Raw genomic sequence first — 17,419 nt, forward strand, 5'->3', positions numbered from 1 at the left:
GCCGGCCCCCGAGGGAGCCGGCCCGTGCGATCCGCAGGGATCAGTTGAACTCGAGCGGGTGCGTGGCCACGCGGCCCGAGCCGTCGCCCGGGTCGATCGCGGTGATCGCGCTCATCTCGGCGTCGGTCAGCTCGAAGCCGAACACGTCGAAGTTCTCGGCCATGCGCTCCTTGCGCACCGACTTGGGGAACACGATGAACCCGCGCTGCAGGTGCCAGCGGATGACGACCTGGGCGGGCGTCTTGCCGTGCGCCTCGGCCGCCGCGGCGACGGCGGGGTTCTCGAACAGCGGGTACTTGCCCTGGCCGAGGGGACCCCACGACTCGATCTTCATGCCGTTGGCCTCGCCCCACGCCAGCACGTCGGACTGCTGGTAGGCGGGGTGCAGCTCGATCTGGTCGACGGCCGGCACGACGCCCGTGTCCTTGACGAGGCGATCCAGGTGCTCGGGCAGGTGGTTCGAGACGCCGATCGAGCGCGACAGCCCGGCGTCGCGGATCTCGATCAGCTTCTGCCACGCGTTGGAGTACGTGTCGCGCTGCGGCGTCGGCCAGTGCGTCAGGTACAGGTCGACGTACTCGAGGCCGAGCTTGTCGAGGCTCTCCCGGATCGCGTCGTGCGGCTGCTCGCCCGACTGGCGGTCGTTCCAGAGCTTGGTCGTGATGAAGAGCTCCTCGCGCGGGATGCCGCTCTTGGCGATCGCGGCGCCCACGCCCTCCTCGTTCTTGTAGATCGCGGCGGTGTCGATGTGGCGGTAGCCGACCTCGAGCGCCTCGCTGACGGCCTTCTCGGCCTCGGCCGGCGGCACGAGGAAGACGCCGAAACCGAGCTGCGGGATGTCGTAACCGGAGTTGAGCTTCACGGTGGGAACGGTCATGGCACCAGCCTACGGCTCACCCCGGACACCGGGGTCACGAGCCGGCGCGCACCCGCTCGCGCTCGGCCTCGACGGCCGCGACGCGGGCGAACAGCGCGTCGAACACGCTCGCCCGGTCGAACTGCAGGGCGTGCTCGCGGGCGCGCTCCTCCCACTCGGCACGCTCGTCGGCGTCCATCGTGAGCGCCCGATCGATCGCCGCGGCGATCTGATCGGGCGCGTCCACGTCGATGATCATCGCGGTGTCGCCGACGGCCTCCCCCACGCCACCGGTCAGCGTCGTGATCGCGGGGCCGCCACCGGCGAGCGCCTTCTCGGCCAGCGCGATCCCGAACGTCTCGATGAACTCCGGGCGCGGCTTGGTCGGCAGCACGTACGCGGCGGCCCCCGCGAACAGGAACGGCTTCTCCGCGTCGTCCACGTCGACGAGGAAGCGGATCCGGTCGGCCGCCGGCGAGGCCGCCGCGATCGCCCGCAGCTCCATCTCCTCCGGGCCGCGCCCCGCGATGACGAGCTGGCGGTCGCGGGCCGCCTCCGACGCGGCGAAGCCCGCGATGAGGTCGTCGACGCCCTTGGCCCGCGCCAGGCGCGACAGGTAGAACACGTAGCCGTCGCGCTCGAGGCCACGGGCCGCGAGGTGCCGATCGACGTCGGCGGGGTCGAGCCCGACGAACAGGGCGGCGTTGATCGCGGGGTACGAGATCGCCACCCGCTCCTCGCAGCGGGCGGCGTAGCTCGTGCCGTGCTTGGCGTCGAGGTGGCGCGCCTCCTCGACGATGAGGTCCTTGGTGTACTGGCTCACCGCCACGCACACGTCGCTGGCCAGGTACGACTCCAGCACGTGCGCGGCGGCGCCGAAGCGATCGGCCTCGATGCACTGGCGCACGACGTTGGTGATGTCCGATCCGACCGCCTCCGCGACCGTGATGACGTTCACGGGCAGGCCCGTGCGGCGCGCGACCTCCACGGCGTCGGTGACGGCGGTGGTGTGCGGCGAGAGGTACAGCGACATCGCGACGGTGGGCACCCCGTCGGTGAACAGCTCGACGAGGCGCCCGACGAGCCCGCCGATGTAGCGGCCGTCGACCACCTTGTAGTCGCCGACCGGCTCGGGCCGCTCCACCGTGATCCCGTCGCTGTACGGCAGCACGGTCTCGAGCGGCTTCAGCGGCAGGCCCGCCGCCTGCAGCCGCTCGATCGGCCAGGTCACGATGCGCACGTCGTCGAACCCGCGCAGCAGCGCCGCCTCGGCGAGGTTGCGGGCTTCGCCGGAGTGCCCGCAGATGACGGGATCGGCACGGACGACGATGACGAGTCGACGGGTCATCGCGCCAGTCTGCGGCTTCGAATGCGTCATGCGTGTTACGGAACCAGGAACGTCCGTTGAACGCCAGAGGCGTGCCGCGCGAGCCATAGACTGGAGGGCTATGCCCGAGCCCACCATCTCCTACCCGCCGGAGCTGCCCGTCAGCGCCGCGCGGGACGAGATCGCCGCCGCGCTGCGCGCGCACCAGGTGGTCATCGTCGCCGGCGCCACCGGTTCGGGGAAGACGACCCAGCTGCCCAAGATCGCCCTCGAGCTGGGCAGGCAGCGGATCGCGCACACGCAGCCGCGGCGCCTCGCCGCCCGCACGATCGCCGAGCGCGTGGCCGAGGAGCTGCAGGTGGAGCTCGGCGGGCTCGTCGGCTACAAGGTGCGCTTCACGGATCAGGTGTCGGATGCGACGCGGATCGCGCTCATGACCGACGGCATCCTGCTCAACGAGATCCACCGCGACCGGCTGCTGCGCCGCTACGACACGATCATCGTCGACGAGGCGCACGAGCGCTCGCTCAACGTCGACTTCCTGCTCGGCTACCTCAAGCGGCTCCTGCCCCAGCGCCCCGATCTGAAGCTCGTCATCACGTCGGCGACGATCGATCCCGAGTCCTTCGCCGCGCACTTCGCCGCCCCCGACGGCACGCCGGCCCCGATCATCGAGGTCTCGGGGCGCACGTACCCCGTGGAGATCCGCTATCGCCCGCTCGTGCCCGAGGGCGCAGCCGGCACAACGAAGGAGAAGACCCCTCCCGCGGGCGCGGACGGGGCGGATCCCGCGGATCCCGATGCGGATCTCCTTCGTTATGCAGCGGAGGACGAGGTGTCGGGCATCGTCGCGGCGTTGCGCGAGCTCGATCGCGAGGCGCCGGGCGACGTGCTCGTGTTCCTGCCCGGCGAGGCCGAGATCCGCGACGCGGCCGACGCCGTGCGCGGCGCGTTCGCGAACCAGGCCGCCCCCACCGAGGTGCTGCCGCTCTACGGCCGCCTGAGCGCGGCCGAGCAGCATCGCGTGTTCGAGCGCTCGACCGTGGCCGGCGTGCGGCGCCGCGTCGTCCTCGCCACGAACGTCGCCGAGACCTCGCTCACCGTGCCCGGCATCAAGTACGTCGTCGACACCGGCACGGCGCGCATCTCGCGCTACTCGAACCGGGCCAAGGTGCAGCGCCTGCCGATCGAGCCGGTCTCGCAGGCCTCGGCGCAGCAGCGCTCCGGGCGCGCGGGGCGCACGAGCGAGGGCATCGCGATCCGGCTCTACTCCGAGGAGGACTTCGCGCGCCGCCCGGAGTTCACCGAGCCCGAGATCCTGCGCACCTCGCTCGCCTCGGTGATCCTGCAGATGCTCTCGCTCGGCTTCGGCGACATCTCGGAGTTCCCTTTCCTCACCCCGCCCGACTCGCGCGGCGTCAAGGCCGCGCTCGACCTGCTCGTCGAGCTGGGTGCGGTGCAGCCCGGGCGCGGCGAGCCGCGGCTGACGCGGATCGGCCGCGACATCGCGCGCCTGCCGATCGACCCGCGCTTCGCCCGGATGCTCGTGGAGGCCGGCCGCACGGGCGTGCAGGAGGAGGTGCTCGCGATCGTCGCGGGCCTGTCGATCCAGGACGTGCGCGAGCGGCCGGAGGAGCAGCGCGAGCAGGCGGATCAGGCGCACGCGCGCTTCGCCGACCCGGCCAGCGACTTCCTGGGGCTGCTCAAGCTGTGGGACCACCTGCGCGAGAAGCAGCGCGAGCTCGGATCGAGCGCCTTCCGCCGCATGTGCCGCCAGGAGTTCCTCAACTACGTGCGCGTGCGCGAGTGGTTCGACGTCCACCGCCAGCTCCGCGGCATGCTCCCGAAGCCGAGGCGGGCGGATGGAACGGACGACTCCGCGCGAGCTGCCGAAGCCGACGTGCGAGCGCGCAGCGCGCGCGTGGAGCGAAGCGACCCCGCAGCGCGAAGCGCCGCCCGAGGCGTGCGAGACGCTTCTGAAAGGAACGGTCCCGAAACCGGCCACCCCCAGGGCGAGGCCATTCACAAGGCCCTGCTCGCGGGCCTGCTGTCGCAGATCGGCACGCTCGACACCCGGGACGCGAAGCCCGCGGGCCGCGGCCGGCCTGCCCCGGCCGAGTACCGCGGCGCGCGCGGCATCCGCTTCTCGATCTTCCCCGGCTCGGCGCTGCGCAAGCAGCGGCCGCAGGCCGTCATGGCGGCCGAGCTCGTCGAGACCTCGCGCCTCTTCGCGCGCACGGTCGCCCGCATCGATCCGTCCTGGGCCGAGCCGCTCGCCGGCGACCTCGCCAAGCGGCAGGTGAGCGAGCCGCACTGGTCGAAGGACGCCGGCGCCGCCGTCGCGTACGAGAAGGTCACGCTCTACGGCGTCGAGATCGTGCCGCGCCGGCGCATCCAGTTCGCCCGCGTCGACCGACCTGCGGCGCGCGAGCTGTTCCTGCGGCACGCCCTCGTCGAGGGCGACTGGGACCCGTCGGCGCTGCCCCAGAAGGTCACCCAGTTCCTGCGTCAGAACGCCGAGCTGCGGCGCCGCCTCGAGAAGCTCGAGGAGCGCGAGCGCCGCCGCGACATCCTGGCCGGCGACGAGGCGGTGTTCGCCTTCTACGACGCGCGGATCCCGCAGGACGTGTTCGACGTGCGCTCCTTCGAGGCGTGGTGGCGCGAGGGTCTCACGCGCCAGCCGAAGCTGCTCACGATGCGCGAGGAGGATCTCGTCGACAGCGCGGCCACGGCCGACGCGCGCGACTTCCCCACCAGGTGGACGCAGGGCGATCAGACGCTGGCGCTCGCCTACCGTTTCGAGCCGGGCGCGCCGGACGACGGCGTGACGGTCGTGATCCCGCTGCCGCTGCTGGCACAGGTCGAGTCCGCCGGCTTCGACTGGCAGGTGCCCGGCATGCGCGACGAGCTCATCACGGCCATGCTCAAGGCGCTGCCGAAGGCGATGCGCCGCCACGTCGTGCCCGCGGCCGACTGGGCCGCGAAGTTCTCGGCGGAGCTCGACGGCCAGGGCCCCGAGGACCACGCCGGCCGGCCGCCGCTGCCGCTCGCGGACGCCCTCGCGCGGCTCGTGCAGCGCCAGGCGAACCAGCCCGTCACGGCGGCGGACTTCGAGCTCGACCGCGTGCCCGAGCACCTGCGCATGTCGTTCCGCGCCGTCGACGCCCGCGGCCGCGCGGTGGGTTCGGACCGCGACCTCGAGGAGCTGAAGGCGCGCCTGGCGGGCAAGGCGCGCGACAGCGTGGCGCGCCAGCTGGATCGGGCGGGCCAGCGGGCCGCGAAGGGCGCGGATCGCGTGGCGCAGGCCACGACGGTGCACGCGTCGATCGAGCGCAGCGGGATCACGGACTGGGATCTCGGCGATCTTCCCGAGGTCGTCGACACGAGGGTCGCCGGCGGCGTCGTGCGCGGCTATCCGGCGCTCGTGGACGCGAAGGACGCGGTCGCGATCCGCGTCGAGGCGACGGCCGAGGACGCACGGCGCGCGAGCCGAGCGGGCGTGCGGCGACTCGTGCTGCTGCAGGTGCCGAGCCCCGTGTCGTACATCCAGGACCACCTCACGGCGAACGAGAAGCTCGCGCTCGCGGCGTCGCCCTACCCCTCGGCGCGCGCCGTGATCGAGGACTGCCGCGCCGCCGTCGCCGACGCCGTGCTCGTCCGCCACGGCGCCGTGCGCACGCGCGCGCAGTTCGAGGCGGTGCGCGACGAGGTGAGCCGCGGATCGGTCGACGACGTGCTCGCGACGGTCTCGCTCGTCGCGCGCATCCTCACGGCCGCCCGCGAGGTCGAGAAGGCCATGAAGCGCGCGAACTCCATGACGCTGCTGGGAGCGCTGAACGACGTGCGCGGGCAGCTGGCGGGCCTCGTCCATCCCGGATTCGTGCTCGCCACCGGCGTCGACCGGTTGCGGCACCTGCCGCGCTACCTCGAGGGCGCGCGCATCCGGCTCGAGCAGCTGCCCGACAATCCGGGGCGCGATCGCGCCTGGATGACCGAGTACGAGCGCGCGGCGGCCGCCTTCGCCGAGGCCGGCGGCGCCATCCCGCTCCCCGCCGACGCGCCCGCCCGGCTCGTCACGGCCCGCTGGCTGCTCGAGGAGCTGCGCGTGAGCCTGTTCGCCCAGTGCCTCGGCACGGCCGAAGCCGTCTCGGTGCAGCGCGTGCAGAAGGCCCTGAAGGCCTGACCCGGCCTGCGCGAGCGCCTATCGTGGGGTCATGGCCGACATCCTGATCACCGTCGACGAGCTGGCCGAGCGGATCGGGCGCGACCCCCGCCTGCGGGTGCTCGACGTGAGGTGGTGGCTCGACGCCCCCGACGGCCGCCCCGCCTTCGAGGCCGGTCACCTCCCCGGCGCGGTCTACGTCGACCTCGAGAGCGAGCTGTCGGCGCACGGCGCGCCCTCGGACGGCCGCCACCCGCTGCCCGAGCCCGCCGCGCTGCAGGCGGCCGCGCGGCGCTGGGGGCTGCACGACGGCGACGAGGTCGTCGTCTACGACGACGCCCGCTCCATGGCGGCCGCGCGCGCGTGGTGGATGCTCGCCGACGCGGGCGTGGACGTGCGGATCCTCGACGGCGCCCTGTCCGCGTGGACGCGCGCAGGCCACCCGCTCGAGACGGGGCCCGACGCTCCCGGGCCCGGATCGATCACGCTCGGCTCCGGCCGCCTGCCGCGCCTCACGATCGACGAGGCGGCCGAGCTCGGCCGATCCGGCACCCTGCTGGACGTGCGCGCGCCCGAGCGCTTCCGCGGCGAGACCGAGCCCATCGATCCCGTCGCCGGCCACATCCCCGGCGCCCGCAACCTGCCCACCGCCACGCTCGCGGACGAGGACGGCCGCTTCCTGCCCGCCGACGAGCTCCGCGCCCGGTTCGCCGGCGTGGGCGCGGGCGATGAGGTGGGTCTCTACTGCGGCTCGGGCGTGAGCGCCTCGCACGCCTTCGTCGCCGCCACGCTCGCGGGCCTGCGACCCGCCCTGTACCCGGGCTCGTGGTCGCAGTGGTCGAACACGCCCGGCCGCCCCGTCGCCACCGGCGACGCCTGAGCCCCACGCGGCGGCGCCGCGAGTTGCCCGCCGGGCGGCCAGCCGGGAGGATGGACGTCGGGTCCCGCGACCCGCCTCAGGTATCTTGATATCGAGATAGTTTCCCGGCACATCCCCGATCACTGGAGCGCCACCGCATGTCGAAGATCATCTACACCCACACCGACGAGGCGCCGCTGCTGGCGACGTACTCGCTGCTGCCGATCATCTCGGCGTACGCGGCGAAGGCGGGGGTGGAGTTCGAGACCCGCGACATCTCCCTCGCGGGCCGCATCATCGCGCAGTTCCCCGAGCGCCTCACCGAGGAGCAGCGGATCGGCGACGCTCTGGCCGAGCTGGGCGAGCTCGCGCTCGAGCCCACGGCCAACATCATCAAGCTGCCCAACATCTCGGCATCGGTGCCGCAGCTGAAGGCCGCGATCGCCGAGCTGCAGGCGCAGGGCTACGACGTGCCGGATCTGCCGGAGGACCCGCAGACCGCCGACGAGAAGGACATCGCGGCCCGCTACGACAAGGTCAAGGGCTCGGCCGTGAACCCGGTGCTGCGCCAGGGCAACAGCGACCGCCGCGCCCCCGGCGCCGTGAAGGCCTACGCCAAGGCGCACCCGCACTCGATGGGCGCATGGAGCGCCGACTCGAAGACGCGCGTGGCGACCATGGGCCACGACGACTTCGCCTCGAACGAGAAGTCGTACGTCTCCCCCGCCGACGACACGCTGCGCATCGAGCACGTGGCCGAGGACGGCACCGTCACGGTGCTCAAGGAGAAGCTGCCCGTGCTCGAGGGCGAGGTCGTCGACGCGACCTTCATGAGCGCCGCGGCCCTCGACGCGTTCCTCGCCGAGACCGTGCGCGAGGCCAAGGAGGAGGGCGTGCTGTACTCGGCGCACCTCAAGGCCACGATGATGAAGGTCAGCGACCCGATCCTGTTCGGCCACATCGTGCGCGCCTACTTCGCGCCCGTGTTCGAGCAGTACGGCGCCGACCTCGAGGCCGCCGGCCTGTCGGCCAACGACGGCCTCGGCGCGATCTACGCGGGCCTCGAGCAGCTGCCGAACGGCGCCGAGATCCGCGCCGCCTTCGACGCGCAGCTGGCCGAGGGCCCGGCGCTCGCGATGGTGAACAGCGACAAGGGCATCACCAACCTGCACGTGCCGAGCGACGTGATCGTCGACGCCTCGATGCCGGCGATGATCCGGATCGGCGGGCACATGTGGGGCCCCGACGGCAAGGAGGCCGACACCCTCGCCGTCATCCCCGACTCGTCGTACGCCGGCGTCTACCAGACGGTGATCGACGACTGCAAGGCCAACGGCGCGCTCGACCCGACGACGATGGGCACCGTGCCGAACGTGGGCCTCATGGCCCAGAAGGCCGAGGAGTACGGCTCGCACGACAAGACGTTCGAGGTCGCCGCGGCCGGCACCATCCGCGTCGTCAACGCCGCCGGCGAGGCCGTGCTGAGCCACGACGTGCAGCCGGGCGACATCTGGCGCGCCTGCCAGACCAAGGACGCCCCGATCAAGGACTGGGTCAAGCTCGCCGTCACCCGCGCCCGCCTGTCGAACACCCCCGCGGTGTTCTGGCTGGACGAGAAGCGCGCCCACGACGCCAACCTCATCGCCAAGGTGAACGAGTACCTGCCCGAGTTCGACACCGAGGGCCTCGACATCCGCATCATGGCGCCGGCCGAGGCGACGAAGTTCTCGCTCGACCGCATCCGCCAGGGCCTCGACACCATCTCGGTGACCGGCAACGTGCTGCGCGACTACAACACCGACCTGTTCCCGATCCTCGAGGTCGGCACGTCGGCGAAGATGCTCTCGATCGTCCCGCTCATGGCGGGCGGCGGCCTGTTCGAGACGGGCGCCGGCGGATCGGCCCCCAAGCACGTGCAGCAGCTCGTGGAGGAGAACTACCTGCGCTGGGACTCGCTGGGCGAGTTCTTCGCGCTGGCGGCCTCGTTCGAGCACCTCGCCCAGACCGAGGACAACGCGAAGGCGCAGGTGCTCGCCGACACGCTCGACGCCGCCACCGCCTCGTTCCTCGAGAACGACCGCTCCCCCGGCCGCAAGCTGGGCACGATCGACAACCGCGGCTCGCACTTCTACCTCGCCCTGTACTGGGCGCAGGAGCTCGCGCAGCAGACGGCCGACGCCGAGCTGGCGGCGGCGTTCGCCCCGCTGGCCGAGAAGCTCGCCGCCGAGGAGCAGACGATCGTCGAGGAGCTGATCGCGGTCCAGGGCACGCCCGCCGACATCGGCGGCTACTACCGCCCCGACGCGGCGAAGACGGCGGCCGTGATGCGCCCGTCGGCCACGCTGAATGCGGCGATCGACGGTTTCTTTTCTTGATCTGCGCCGCGCTTTCTTTTTAGAAGCGTCTGCGCCGCTCGGGCACCGCTTCGCGGTGCCGCTCGCGTGCTCGGGCCGGCGCTCCCGCGCCGGCGAGGCGGCGCTACGCGCCGCGGGGCGGGCGCATGAGCGCCCGCACGCTCGCTTCGCTCGCACAGTGATGGGTTGCGCGGTCGCTTGCTGACCGGTTGAACACATCGGTTGCTGAACGGAGCGGCGAAGCCGCGGAGATGAAGCGACCACCCCAACCGTCATGGACTTGCTGTGGTCGCTTCATCTTCGTTCGCGGGCGCTCACTTCGTTCAGCAACCGCGGGGTTTCACCGATCGGTCGCTGAACGGAGGCGCGAAGCGCCGGAGATGAAGCGACCACCGCAAGCCGCCCGCCCCGGCGGATGCGGGAGGGGGTGGATCGGCTTAGGCTCGGAGCATGGCGCGAGCGGTTCAGTACAGCGAACTGGGTGGTCCCGAGGTCCTGGGCGTGGCGGAGGTCCCCGATCCCGTCGCCGGCCCCGGCCAGGTGACGATCCGGGTCGAGGCGGCCGGGGTGAATCCCATCGACAGCAAGCTGCGGCGCGGCATCCGCCCCTCCGGTCCGCTCACGAAGCCGCGCGGCACGGGGCAGGACGGCGCGGGCCACGTCACGGGCGTGGGCGAGGGCGTCGACGGCTTCCGCGTGGGCGACGCCGTCGTGTTCACCTCCGCCGGCGGCTCCTATGCCACCGACATCGCGATCGATGCCTCGCGCGTCACCTTCCGCCCGCCGGGCGTCTCGGCCGCCCAGGGCGCGGGCGTGCCGATCCCCTGCGGCACGGCCTACCAGGCGCTGCGCTCGCTCGGGGTGCGCGCCGACGACACGCTGCTCATCCACGGCGGGTCCGGATCGGTCGGGCAGGCCGCCATCCAGTTCGCCGTGCTGTGGGGCGCGCGCGTCATCGCGACCACGAGCAGCGAGCGCGCCGACCGCGTCGCCGGGCTCGGGGCCGAGCCGCTCCCCTACGGCGCCGGCCTCGTCGACGCCGTGCGCGGGGCGGCTCCCGACGGCGTCACCGTGATCCTCGACTGCGCGGGCACCGACGAGGCCCTCGCGCAGTCGCTCGAGCTGCTCGACGACCGCTCCCGCATCGCGACGATCGTGGCGGGACCGAAGGCCCCCGACCTCGGCATCCGCGCCTTCAGCGGCGGATCCCCCGAGCCGCTCACCGAGAGCCAGAACGCGCTGCGCGCCGAGGCGATCCCCGTGACGCTCGCCCTCATGGCCGCCGGCCGGTTCAGCATCGAACTCGGCGAGCGCTACCCGCTCGAGCGGGCCGCCGACGCGCAACGCGCCAGCGAAGAGGGCGCGACGGGCAAGCTCATCGTCGTCCCCTGACCCGCGCGCGCGGGCTCATTGCGCCTGGTCCGGCGCGGGCGTCGGCGCGGGCTCGAATCGCCACACCTCCACGACGTCGCCGTGCAGCTCGAAGCGCACGAAGGTGCCCGACTCGAGGCCGTCGATCTCGGCACTGCCCCAGGTCATCGGGCTCTCGCCCGCCCACACGCTCGCCGTCGGGGTCGCGCCCGGTGGCGCGCAGTCCATCGTCCCCATGCTTCCGCCGATCTGCCCGCTCACCGGATCGAGCACGTCGTACACGACGGAGAGGCAGCTCACGTCGGGCGTCCGCGATGACTCGACCCGCACCCCGTGGTACTCCTCGTGCGCCCGGCCGTCCGTTCCCAGACCGTAGAGCCCGTATCGCACCTCGTCGTCGACGATCCGCAACTCCGCGTCGGGGGCTCCGCCCGCCGCCACGGCGGTGGCGATCGCGGCGGTGACGAGCATGCCGGCCGCCGCGCCGGCGGCGAGGAGCACGGCCGGGCGCGACCAGAACCGCCGCGCCGCCGATGACTCCGCCGGAGCCTCTCCGGGGGTCGTCGCGTCGCCAGGCTCCCTGTCCCTCTCGGCGCCGTCGCTCGCGCGGCGCGGGTCGACCGGCCAGGGCGCCGCGGGCGCGGCGAAAGCGGACGCGGGCGGGCCGGCAGGGTCGGGATCGGGCGCGGGCCGCCTCACCGCATCGGCCGCCACGGGAGCAGCGGCCTCGGACGCCTGCTTCGCACCGCCCGCGGGCGCCGCCACGACGGGGGCGTCGGCCCGCCGCCGCCTCTCCCGCTCCTGCAGCTCCGCCAGCCGGCGGGCGCCCTCGGGATCGATGTCGCCGGCGGGCCCGTAGGCCCGTCGCTGCAGCTCCGCGAGCTCGGCCTCTTCGTCCACGCGCTCATTCAACCGCATGCGGCCATCCCGCGAGCGGCGCGATCCCGTGTCGCCGTATGACGATCCGGTTCCGGCACCGCCCGCGGCATCCCCCAGGATGGAAGCATGAGCGACGCGCTGCCCGAGGGATTCGTCACCGCCCAGCTGGGCGCCGGATACGAGCCGGGCGTCGCGGCGCCGCAGACCGTCGCGGTGCCGATCCACCAGTCGTCGGCGTACCAGTTCGCCTCGCTGCGGCAGGCGCGCGAGCGCTTCGCACTGCGCGAGAAGGGCTTCATCTACAGCCGCAACGCCCATCCCACGCAGGCCGTGCTGGAGCAGCGCGTGGCCGCGCTCGAGGGCGGCGTCGCCGCGGCGGCCACCGGATCGGGGCAGGCGGCCACCGCGGTCGCGACCCTCGCGCTGGCCGGCCGCGGCGGCCACATCGTGGCGGCCGATCAGCTCTACGGCGGCACGGTCGACCTCTTCCACGACACCTTCGCCGACCTCGGGATCGAGGTCACGTTCGTGGATCAGGACGACCTCGACGCGTGGCGCGCGGCCGTGCGCCCGCACACCCGGGCGTTCTTCGCCGAGAGCGTCGCCAACCCCGTCGCGCAGGTGCTCGACATGACCGCCGTCGCCGACATAGCGCACGCCGCCGGCGTGCCCCTCGTGATCGACAACACCGTCGCGACGCCCGCCCTGCTGCGCCCGAAGGAGTTCGGCGCCGACATCGTCGTGCACTCGGCCACGAAGTTCCTCGGCGGGCACGGCACCTCCCTCGGCGGCGTGGTCGTCGATCTCGGCACGTTCGACTTCGGCGCGCAGCCGGAGCGGTGGCCCGCGCTCACCGCGCCGCACGGGCGGTTCGGCGGCGTCTCGCTGTGGGAGGCGTTCGGGCGCGAGGGCGCGTTCACGACCCTCGTGAAGTCCAAGTACATCGCCGACCTCGGGCCGGCGCTGTCGCCGTTCAACGCCTTCCAGATCCTCGAGGGCGTCGAGACGCTCAATCTCCGCGTGGACCGCCACGCCGCCTCGGGCCTCGAGGTGGCGCGGTTCCTCGCCGATCACCCGGCCGTCGCCGCCGTGCACCACCCGGGGCTGGAGGCCAGCTCGTGGCACGCGCTCGCGGCGCGGTACCTGCCGCGCGGCGTGCCGTCGGTGTTCGCCTTCGACCTGGAGCGCACGGGCGACGACGAGGCCGACTACGCGCGCGTCGAGACGGTCGTCGACGCTCTGCGGCTCGTGCGGCTCGTGGCGAACATCGGCGACGCGCGCTCGCTCGCGTGTCACCCGGCCACCATGACGCACAACCACCTCACGCGCGACCAGCTCGCGGCGGCCGGCATCTCGTACGCCACGATCCGGCTCTCCATCGGCCTCGAGGATCCGGCCGCCCTCATCGCCGACCTCGCCCAGGCCCTCGACCGGCTCTGACGGCCCGCGCCCTGCTCTCGACCCAGCGCCGACCGCGTAGGCTCGGGGACATGACAGGACTTCGCTGGGGAATCCTCGCAACGGGCCGCATCTCCGGGGTGTTCGCGGGCGATCTGCGCATCTCGGGGCGGGATCTGCGCGCCGTCGGCTCGCGCTCCGCGGCCAGCGCCGAGGCGTTCGCGCGCGAGTTCGACATCCCGCGCGGCCACGCCTCGTACGAGGCGCTCGTGACGGATCCCGAGGTCGACATCGTCTACATCGGCACGCCGCACCCCATGCACTACGCCGCCGCGCGGCTCGCGCTCGAGCACGGCAAGCACGCGCTCGTCGAGAAGGCCTTCACGGTGAACCAGGCCGAGGCCGCCGCGCTGCGCGACCTGGCCGCCGAGAAGGGCCTGCTCGTCATGGAGGCGATGTGGACGCGGTGGCTGCCCCACATGGTGCGCATCCGCGAGCTCGTCGCCTCCGGCGCCCTCGGCGAGATCCGCGCGATGCACGCCGACCACACCCAGAAGCTGCCGAGCGACCCCGCCCACCGCCTCAACGCGCTCGCGCTCGGCGGCGGGGCCCTGCTGGACCTCGGCGTCTACCCGATCTCGTTCGTGTGGGATGTGCTCGGCGCGCCCACGAGCATCACGGCCACGGCCCGCCTGGGCGAGACCGGCGCCGACACCGAGGTGGCGACGATCATGACGCACGCGGGCGGCGCCCTCTCCACCACGCTCTCGTCCTCGCGCGCCGCCGGTCCCACGACCGCGCACATCATCGGCACCGAGGCGCGCATCGACATCGACCGCGCCTTCTACGGGCCCACGTCGTTCCGCCTCACCGGCACCTTCGGCGAGGTGCTCGAGACGTACGAGAGCCGGGTCGAGGGGCGCGGCATGCAGTTCGAGGCCCTCGCCGCCGAGCGGCTCGTCGCCGAGGGGAACCTCGCCGGCGACATCCTGCCCATCGACGAGACCGTGGAGATCATGGGCGCCCTCGACGAGATCCGCCGCCAGATCGGCGTCACCTACCCGTCGGAGTCGGCCCTGCCGGCCGACGCCCTCAGCGACCGAACGGAGCCGAAGTGACCGACACCCGCGTCGCCGTCTACCTGGACTTCGACAACATCGTCATGAGCTGGTACGACCGCGTCCACGGACGCAACTCGTACTCCCGCGACCGCTCGCGGATCGCGGACGACCCGACGGATCCGGAGATCGCCGAGCGCCTGCAGCGCGCCACGATCGACGTCGGCGCCATCATCGACTACGCCGCGTCGTTCGGCACCCTCGTGCTCACCCGCGCGTACGCCGACTGGTCCTCGCCCGTGAACGCCGAGTACCGGCAGCAGCTCGTGGCCCGCGCGGTCGACCTCGTGCAGCTGTTCCCCGCCGCGGCCTACGCCAAGAACGGCGCCGACATCCGCCTCGCGGTCGACACCGTGGAGGACATGTTCCGCCTGCCCGACCTCACCCACGTCGTGATCGTGGGCGGCGACAGCGACTACGTCCCCCTCGCCCAGCGCTGCCGCCGGCTCGGGCGCTACGTCGTCGGCGTGGGGGTCGCGGGCTCCACCGCCAAGTCGCTCGCCGCCGCGTGCGACGAGTTCGAGGCGTACGACACGCTGCCGGGCGTCACCGTGCCCGAGAAGCCGAAGGCCGCTCCCAAGGCCCCCGCGCCCGAGAAGGCGCCGGCCGACAAGGGCGAGCCCGCGCCGAAGGCGGACGGCGAGCCCAAGCGCAGCCGGCGGTCCTCGCGCGCCAAGCAGGAGCCGGCCGCGGAGGAGGACACCATGGTGCCCTTCGACGAGATCCCGCCCGAGGACCTGCACGCGGCCGCCTCGCGCCTGCTCGAGCGCGCGCTGCGCCTGGGCCGCGACAAGGGCGACGACGCCGAGTGGCTGCACACCTCCGCCGTGAAGCAGCACATGCGCCGGATGGATCCCTCCTTCAGCGAGAAGACGCTCGGCTTCCGCTCGTTCACCGACTTCGTGAAGTCCCGCGAGCAGCTCGCCGAGGTGCAGGAGAGCGGGCACGAGCGCCTCGTGCGCCTGAAGGACTGATCCGCACTCAGCCCTGGCGGCGGGCGTGGCGGCGCTCAGCGCAGCTGCGCGAAGGCCTCCACGCGGCGCGTCGGCCCCACGGCCAGCACGGTGTCGCCCTCGTGCAGCACGGTGGCGTTGTCGGCGTACCGCCACTCCCCCTCGGCGCCGCGCCACGCCGCGATCGTCACGCCGTGGCGGCGGCGCAGGTCGCTGTCGCCGAGCGCGACGCCGTGCAGCTCGGCGGGCGCGGCGGCCTTGACGAGGGCGTAGCCGGCCTCGATCTCGAGGTAGTCCTTCGCGGCGCCGCGCACGAGGTGGGCGACGCGGCGCCCCATGTCGGACTCGGGGTACACGACGTGATGCACGCCGAGCTGCTCGAGGATCCGGCCGTGCTGCTCGTCGATCGCCTTCGCCCAGATCACCGGGCCGTTCAGCTGCAGCAGCAGCGAGGCGCACAGGATCGAGACCTTCAGATCGCCGCTGACCGCGACGACGGCGCGGTCGAACTGGTCGACGGCGAGCTGACGCAGCACCTCCTCCTTCGTGGCGTCGGCGCGGACCACCTGGGTGAGGCGCCCGTTGAGCTCCTGCACCCGGTCCTCATCCGCGTCGATCCCGAGCACCTCGGTGCCCGAGGCCATCAGCTCGAGCGCGACGGACGCGCCGAACCTTCCCAGGCCGATCACCGCGACCGAGTCGGCCTCGGCGATGCGCCTGGCGTTCTCTCCGAACGAGAGGAACGATCCCATCAGTTGTCCTTTCCGCCCGTCAGCCGATGACGGGGCGCTCCTTGGGGAGCTCGTAGGCGATGCGGCGCTCGCGGAGCGCGAGCGCCGAGCCGAGGGTGAGCGGCCCGATGCGGCCGAGGAACATGAGCGCGACGAGGATGAGCTGGCCGACCTCCGGCAGGTCCGCCGTGATGCCAGTCGACAGCCCCACCGTCGCGAACGCCGAGACGCACTCGAACAGCACGCGGTCGAGGTCGAAATCGGTCATCGCGAGGATCGCCACCGTCGCCGCCACCACGGCGCCGATCGCCATGAGGACGACCGAGATCGCCTCGCGGTGCACCGAGCGCGCCAGCCGCTTGCCGAAGATGTTCACGGCCGTGCCGCCGCGCAGCTCGGTCCACAGGATGAAGAACAGCACGGCGAAGGTCGTGATCTTGATGCCGCCCGCCGTGCCGGCGGGGCCGCCGCCGATGAACATCAGGATGTCCATCACGAGCCACGTCTCGTCGTGCATCGCGCCGATGTCGACCGAGTTGAACCCCGCCGTGCGCGTCTGCACGGAGTGGTAGAAGCCGGCCAGCACGCGCGTCGCGGGATCCTCGCCTCCCAGGGTGCCGGGGTTCTCCCACTCGATCACCGTGATGGCGACGGCGCCGATCGCGAGCAGCACGAGCGTGCCGGGCAGCACGATGCGCGTGTTCATCGACCAGTGCAGCGGGCGCCGCCAGGCGCGCTTCAGCTCGCGCAGCACGGGGAAGCCGATGCCGCCCAGCACGATCGCCGCGCACATGGGCAGCGCGATCCACGGATCGGCCACGAAGCCCATCATGTTGTCGGTGTAGAGCGCGAAGCCGGCGTTGTTGAACGCCGAGACGGCGTGGAAGACGCCGTGCCACACCGACTGCGCCGCGTCGTATCCGTAGGCGAGCGCGAAGCGCAGCGCGAGCACGATCGCGACGACGGCCTCGATCCCGAGGCTCGTCAGGAAGATGCCGCGCGCGAGCCGCCGCACGTCCGGGACGCCGAACGCCTTCGCCTCGGCCGCCGTGTTGAGCCTCGCCCGCACCGACAGCCGCAGCGCGAGCGCGAGGCCGACGAGCGCGGCGAACAGCATGATGCCGAGCCCGCCGAGCTGGATGAGGGCGAGGATGACGAGCTTCCCGAACGGGCTCCAGAACACGGCCGTGTCGACCACGGTGAGGCCCGTGACGCACAGCGCGGAGGTCGCCGTGAAGATCGCCTCGACGAAGGTCGCGCCCGGCCCCACGCTCGAGATCGGCAGCCACAGCAGGGTGGTGCCGACGAGCAGGGCGGCACCGAATCCGGTGACGATCGCCTGCGCGGGTGCGAGGCCGCGGCGGGCGGCTGACCGCGCCCGCGCCATGCGCGCCCCGGCGGGCGCCCGATG

The 17,419-nt window shown here is 72.9% G+C and carries 12 protein-coding genes; 7 read left to right on the plus strand and 5 right to left on the minus strand.

Going from position 1 to position 17,419, the window contains the following annotated elements; genetic code table 11:
- Window positions 1–40: 40 nt before the first annotated feature.
- Both ACYVJ0_RS06420 and ACYVJ0_RS06425 read right to left on the minus strand, forming a co-directional pair.
- Window positions 41–877, minus strand: coding sequence for an aldo/keto reductase (locus ACYVJ0_RS06420; protein ID WP_460816758.1), 837 nt, complete (start codon window positions 875–877; stop codon window positions 41–43).
- A gap of 34 nt (window positions 878–911) precedes the next feature.
- Window positions 912–2,204: a glycosyltransferase gene (locus ACYVJ0_RS06425; protein ID WP_460816759.1), complete on the minus strand. Its 1,293-nt coding sequence runs from the start codon at window positions 2,202–2,204 to the stop codon at window positions 912–914.
- A 100-nt stretch (window positions 2,205–2,304) separates the two neighbouring features.
- Between ACYVJ0_RS06425 and hrpA the strand changes: the two genes are divergently transcribed.
- The 4 genes from hrpA to ACYVJ0_RS06445 all read left to right on the plus strand — a co-directional run bounded on the left by hrpA (window position 2,305) and on the right by ACYVJ0_RS06445 (window position 10,950).
- Window positions 2,305–6,366, plus strand: a complete 4,062-nt coding sequence (gene hrpA, locus ACYVJ0_RS06430; protein WP_460816760.1) for an ATP-dependent RNA helicase HrpA — start codon at window positions 2,305–2,307, stop codon at window positions 6,364–6,366.
- 31 nt (window positions 6,367–6,397) lie between these two features.
- Entirely contained in the window at window positions 6,398–7,225 is an 828-nt protein-coding gene (locus tag ACYVJ0_RS06435; protein ID WP_460816762.1) for a sulfurtransferase, read from the plus strand.
- A gap of 137 nt (window positions 7,226–7,362) precedes the next feature.
- Window positions 7,363–9,579 (plus strand): NADP-dependent isocitrate dehydrogenase, encoded by a 2,217-nt coding sequence (locus tag ACYVJ0_RS06440; protein ID WP_460816763.1) that lies wholly within the window; start codon window positions 7,363–7,365, stop codon window positions 9,577–9,579.
- 429 nt (window positions 9,580–10,008) lie between these two features.
- Window positions 10,009–10,950 carry an NADP-dependent oxidoreductase gene (locus tag ACYVJ0_RS06445; protein WP_460816764.1) on the plus strand — a complete coding sequence of 314 codons (942 nt, stop codon included), beginning with the start codon at window positions 10,009–10,011 and terminating at the stop codon, window positions 10,948–10,950.
- Window positions 10,951–10,965: 15 nt separating this feature from the next.
- On the opposite strand, the gene ACYVJ0_RS06450 is transcribed toward ACYVJ0_RS06445, so the two are convergent.
- Window positions 10,966–11,829, minus strand: a complete 864-nt coding sequence (locus tag ACYVJ0_RS06450; protein ID WP_460816766.1) for a hypothetical protein — start codon at window positions 11,827–11,829, stop codon at window positions 10,966–10,968.
- A 105-nt stretch (window positions 11,830–11,934) separates the two neighbouring features.
- On the opposite strand from ACYVJ0_RS06450, the gene ACYVJ0_RS06455 reads away from it, so the two are divergent.
- Genes ACYVJ0_RS06455 through ACYVJ0_RS06465 form a run of 3 tightly spaced genes read left to right on the plus strand, consistent with a single transcriptional unit; the run spans window position 11,935 to window position 15,298 of the window.
- Entirely contained in the window at window positions 11,935–13,248 is a 1,314-nt protein-coding gene (locus ACYVJ0_RS06455) for an O-acetylhomoserine aminocarboxypropyltransferase/cysteine synthase family protein (RefSeq protein WP_460816767.1), read from the plus strand.
- Window positions 13,249–13,298: 50 nt separating this feature from the next.
- Window positions 13,299–14,324 carry a Gfo/Idh/MocA family protein gene (locus tag ACYVJ0_RS06460; RefSeq protein ID WP_460816769.1) on the plus strand — a complete coding sequence of 342 codons (1,026 nt, stop codon included), beginning with the start codon at window positions 13,299–13,301 and terminating at the stop codon, window positions 14,322–14,324.
- A 44-nt stretch (window positions 14,325–14,368) separates the two neighbouring features.
- On the plus strand, window positions 14,369–15,298 hold the full coding sequence (locus tag ACYVJ0_RS06465) for an NYN domain-containing protein (protein WP_460816882.1): 930 nt from the start codon (window positions 14,369–14,371) through the stop codon (window positions 15,296–15,298).
- A gap of 35 nt (window positions 15,299–15,333) precedes the next feature.
- Here the strand turns inward: ACYVJ0_RS06465 and ACYVJ0_RS06470 are convergent, their stop codons facing one another.
- Window positions 15,334–16,029: a potassium channel family protein gene (locus ACYVJ0_RS06470; RefSeq protein ID WP_460816770.1), complete on the minus strand. Its 696-nt coding sequence runs from the start codon at window positions 16,027–16,029 to the stop codon at window positions 15,334–15,336.
- A 19-nt stretch (window positions 16,030–16,048) separates the two neighbouring features.
- On the minus strand, window positions 16,049–17,395 hold the full coding sequence (locus tag ACYVJ0_RS06475) for a TrkH family potassium uptake protein (protein WP_460816884.1): 1,347 nt from the start codon (window positions 17,393–17,395) through the stop codon (window positions 16,049–16,051).
- Window positions 17,396–17,419 lie beyond the last annotated feature (24 nt).

The sequence above is a fragment of the Microbacterium petrolearium genome, from assembly GCF_054782875.1.

Coding starts and splice junctions, on each gene's coding strand:
- ACYVJ0_RS06420 (WP_460816758.1), bottom strand. CDS start 877: ATGACCGTTCCCACCGTGAAGCTCAACTCCGGTTACGACATCCCGCAG.
- ACYVJ0_RS06425 (WP_460816759.1), bottom strand. CDS start 2,204: ATGACCCGTCGACTCGTCATCGTCGTCCGTGCCGATCCCGTCATCTGC.
- hrpA (WP_460816760.1), top strand. CDS start 2,305: ATGCCCGAGCCCACCATCTCCTACCCGCCGGAGCTGCCCGTCAGCGCC.
- ACYVJ0_RS06435 (WP_460816762.1), top strand. CDS start 6,398: ATGGCCGACATCCTGATCACCGTCGACGAGCTGGCCGAGCGGATCGGG.
- ACYVJ0_RS06440 (WP_460816763.1), top strand. CDS start 7,363: ATGTCGAAGATCATCTACACCCACACCGACGAGGCGCCGCTGCTGGCG.
- ACYVJ0_RS06445 (WP_460816764.1), top strand. CDS start 10,009: ATGGCGCGAGCGGTTCAGTACAGCGAACTGGGTGGTCCCGAGGTCCTG.
- ACYVJ0_RS06455 (WP_460816767.1), top strand. CDS start 11,935: ATGAGCGACGCGCTGCCCGAGGGATTCGTCACCGCCCAGCTGGGCGCC.
- ACYVJ0_RS06460 (WP_460816769.1), top strand. CDS start 13,299: ATGACAGGACTTCGCTGGGGAATCCTCGCAACGGGCCGCATCTCCGGG.
- ACYVJ0_RS06465 (WP_460816882.1), top strand. CDS start 14,369: ATGAGCTGGTACGACCGCGTCCACGGACGCAACTCGTACTCCCGCGAC.
- ACYVJ0_RS06470 (WP_460816770.1), bottom strand. CDS start 16,029: ATGGGATCGTTCCTCTCGTTCGGAGAGAACGCCAGGCGCATCGCCGAG.
- ACYVJ0_RS06475 (WP_460816884.1), bottom strand. CDS start 17,395: ATGGCGCGGGCGCGGTCAGCCGCCCGCCGCGGCCTCGCACCCGCGCAG.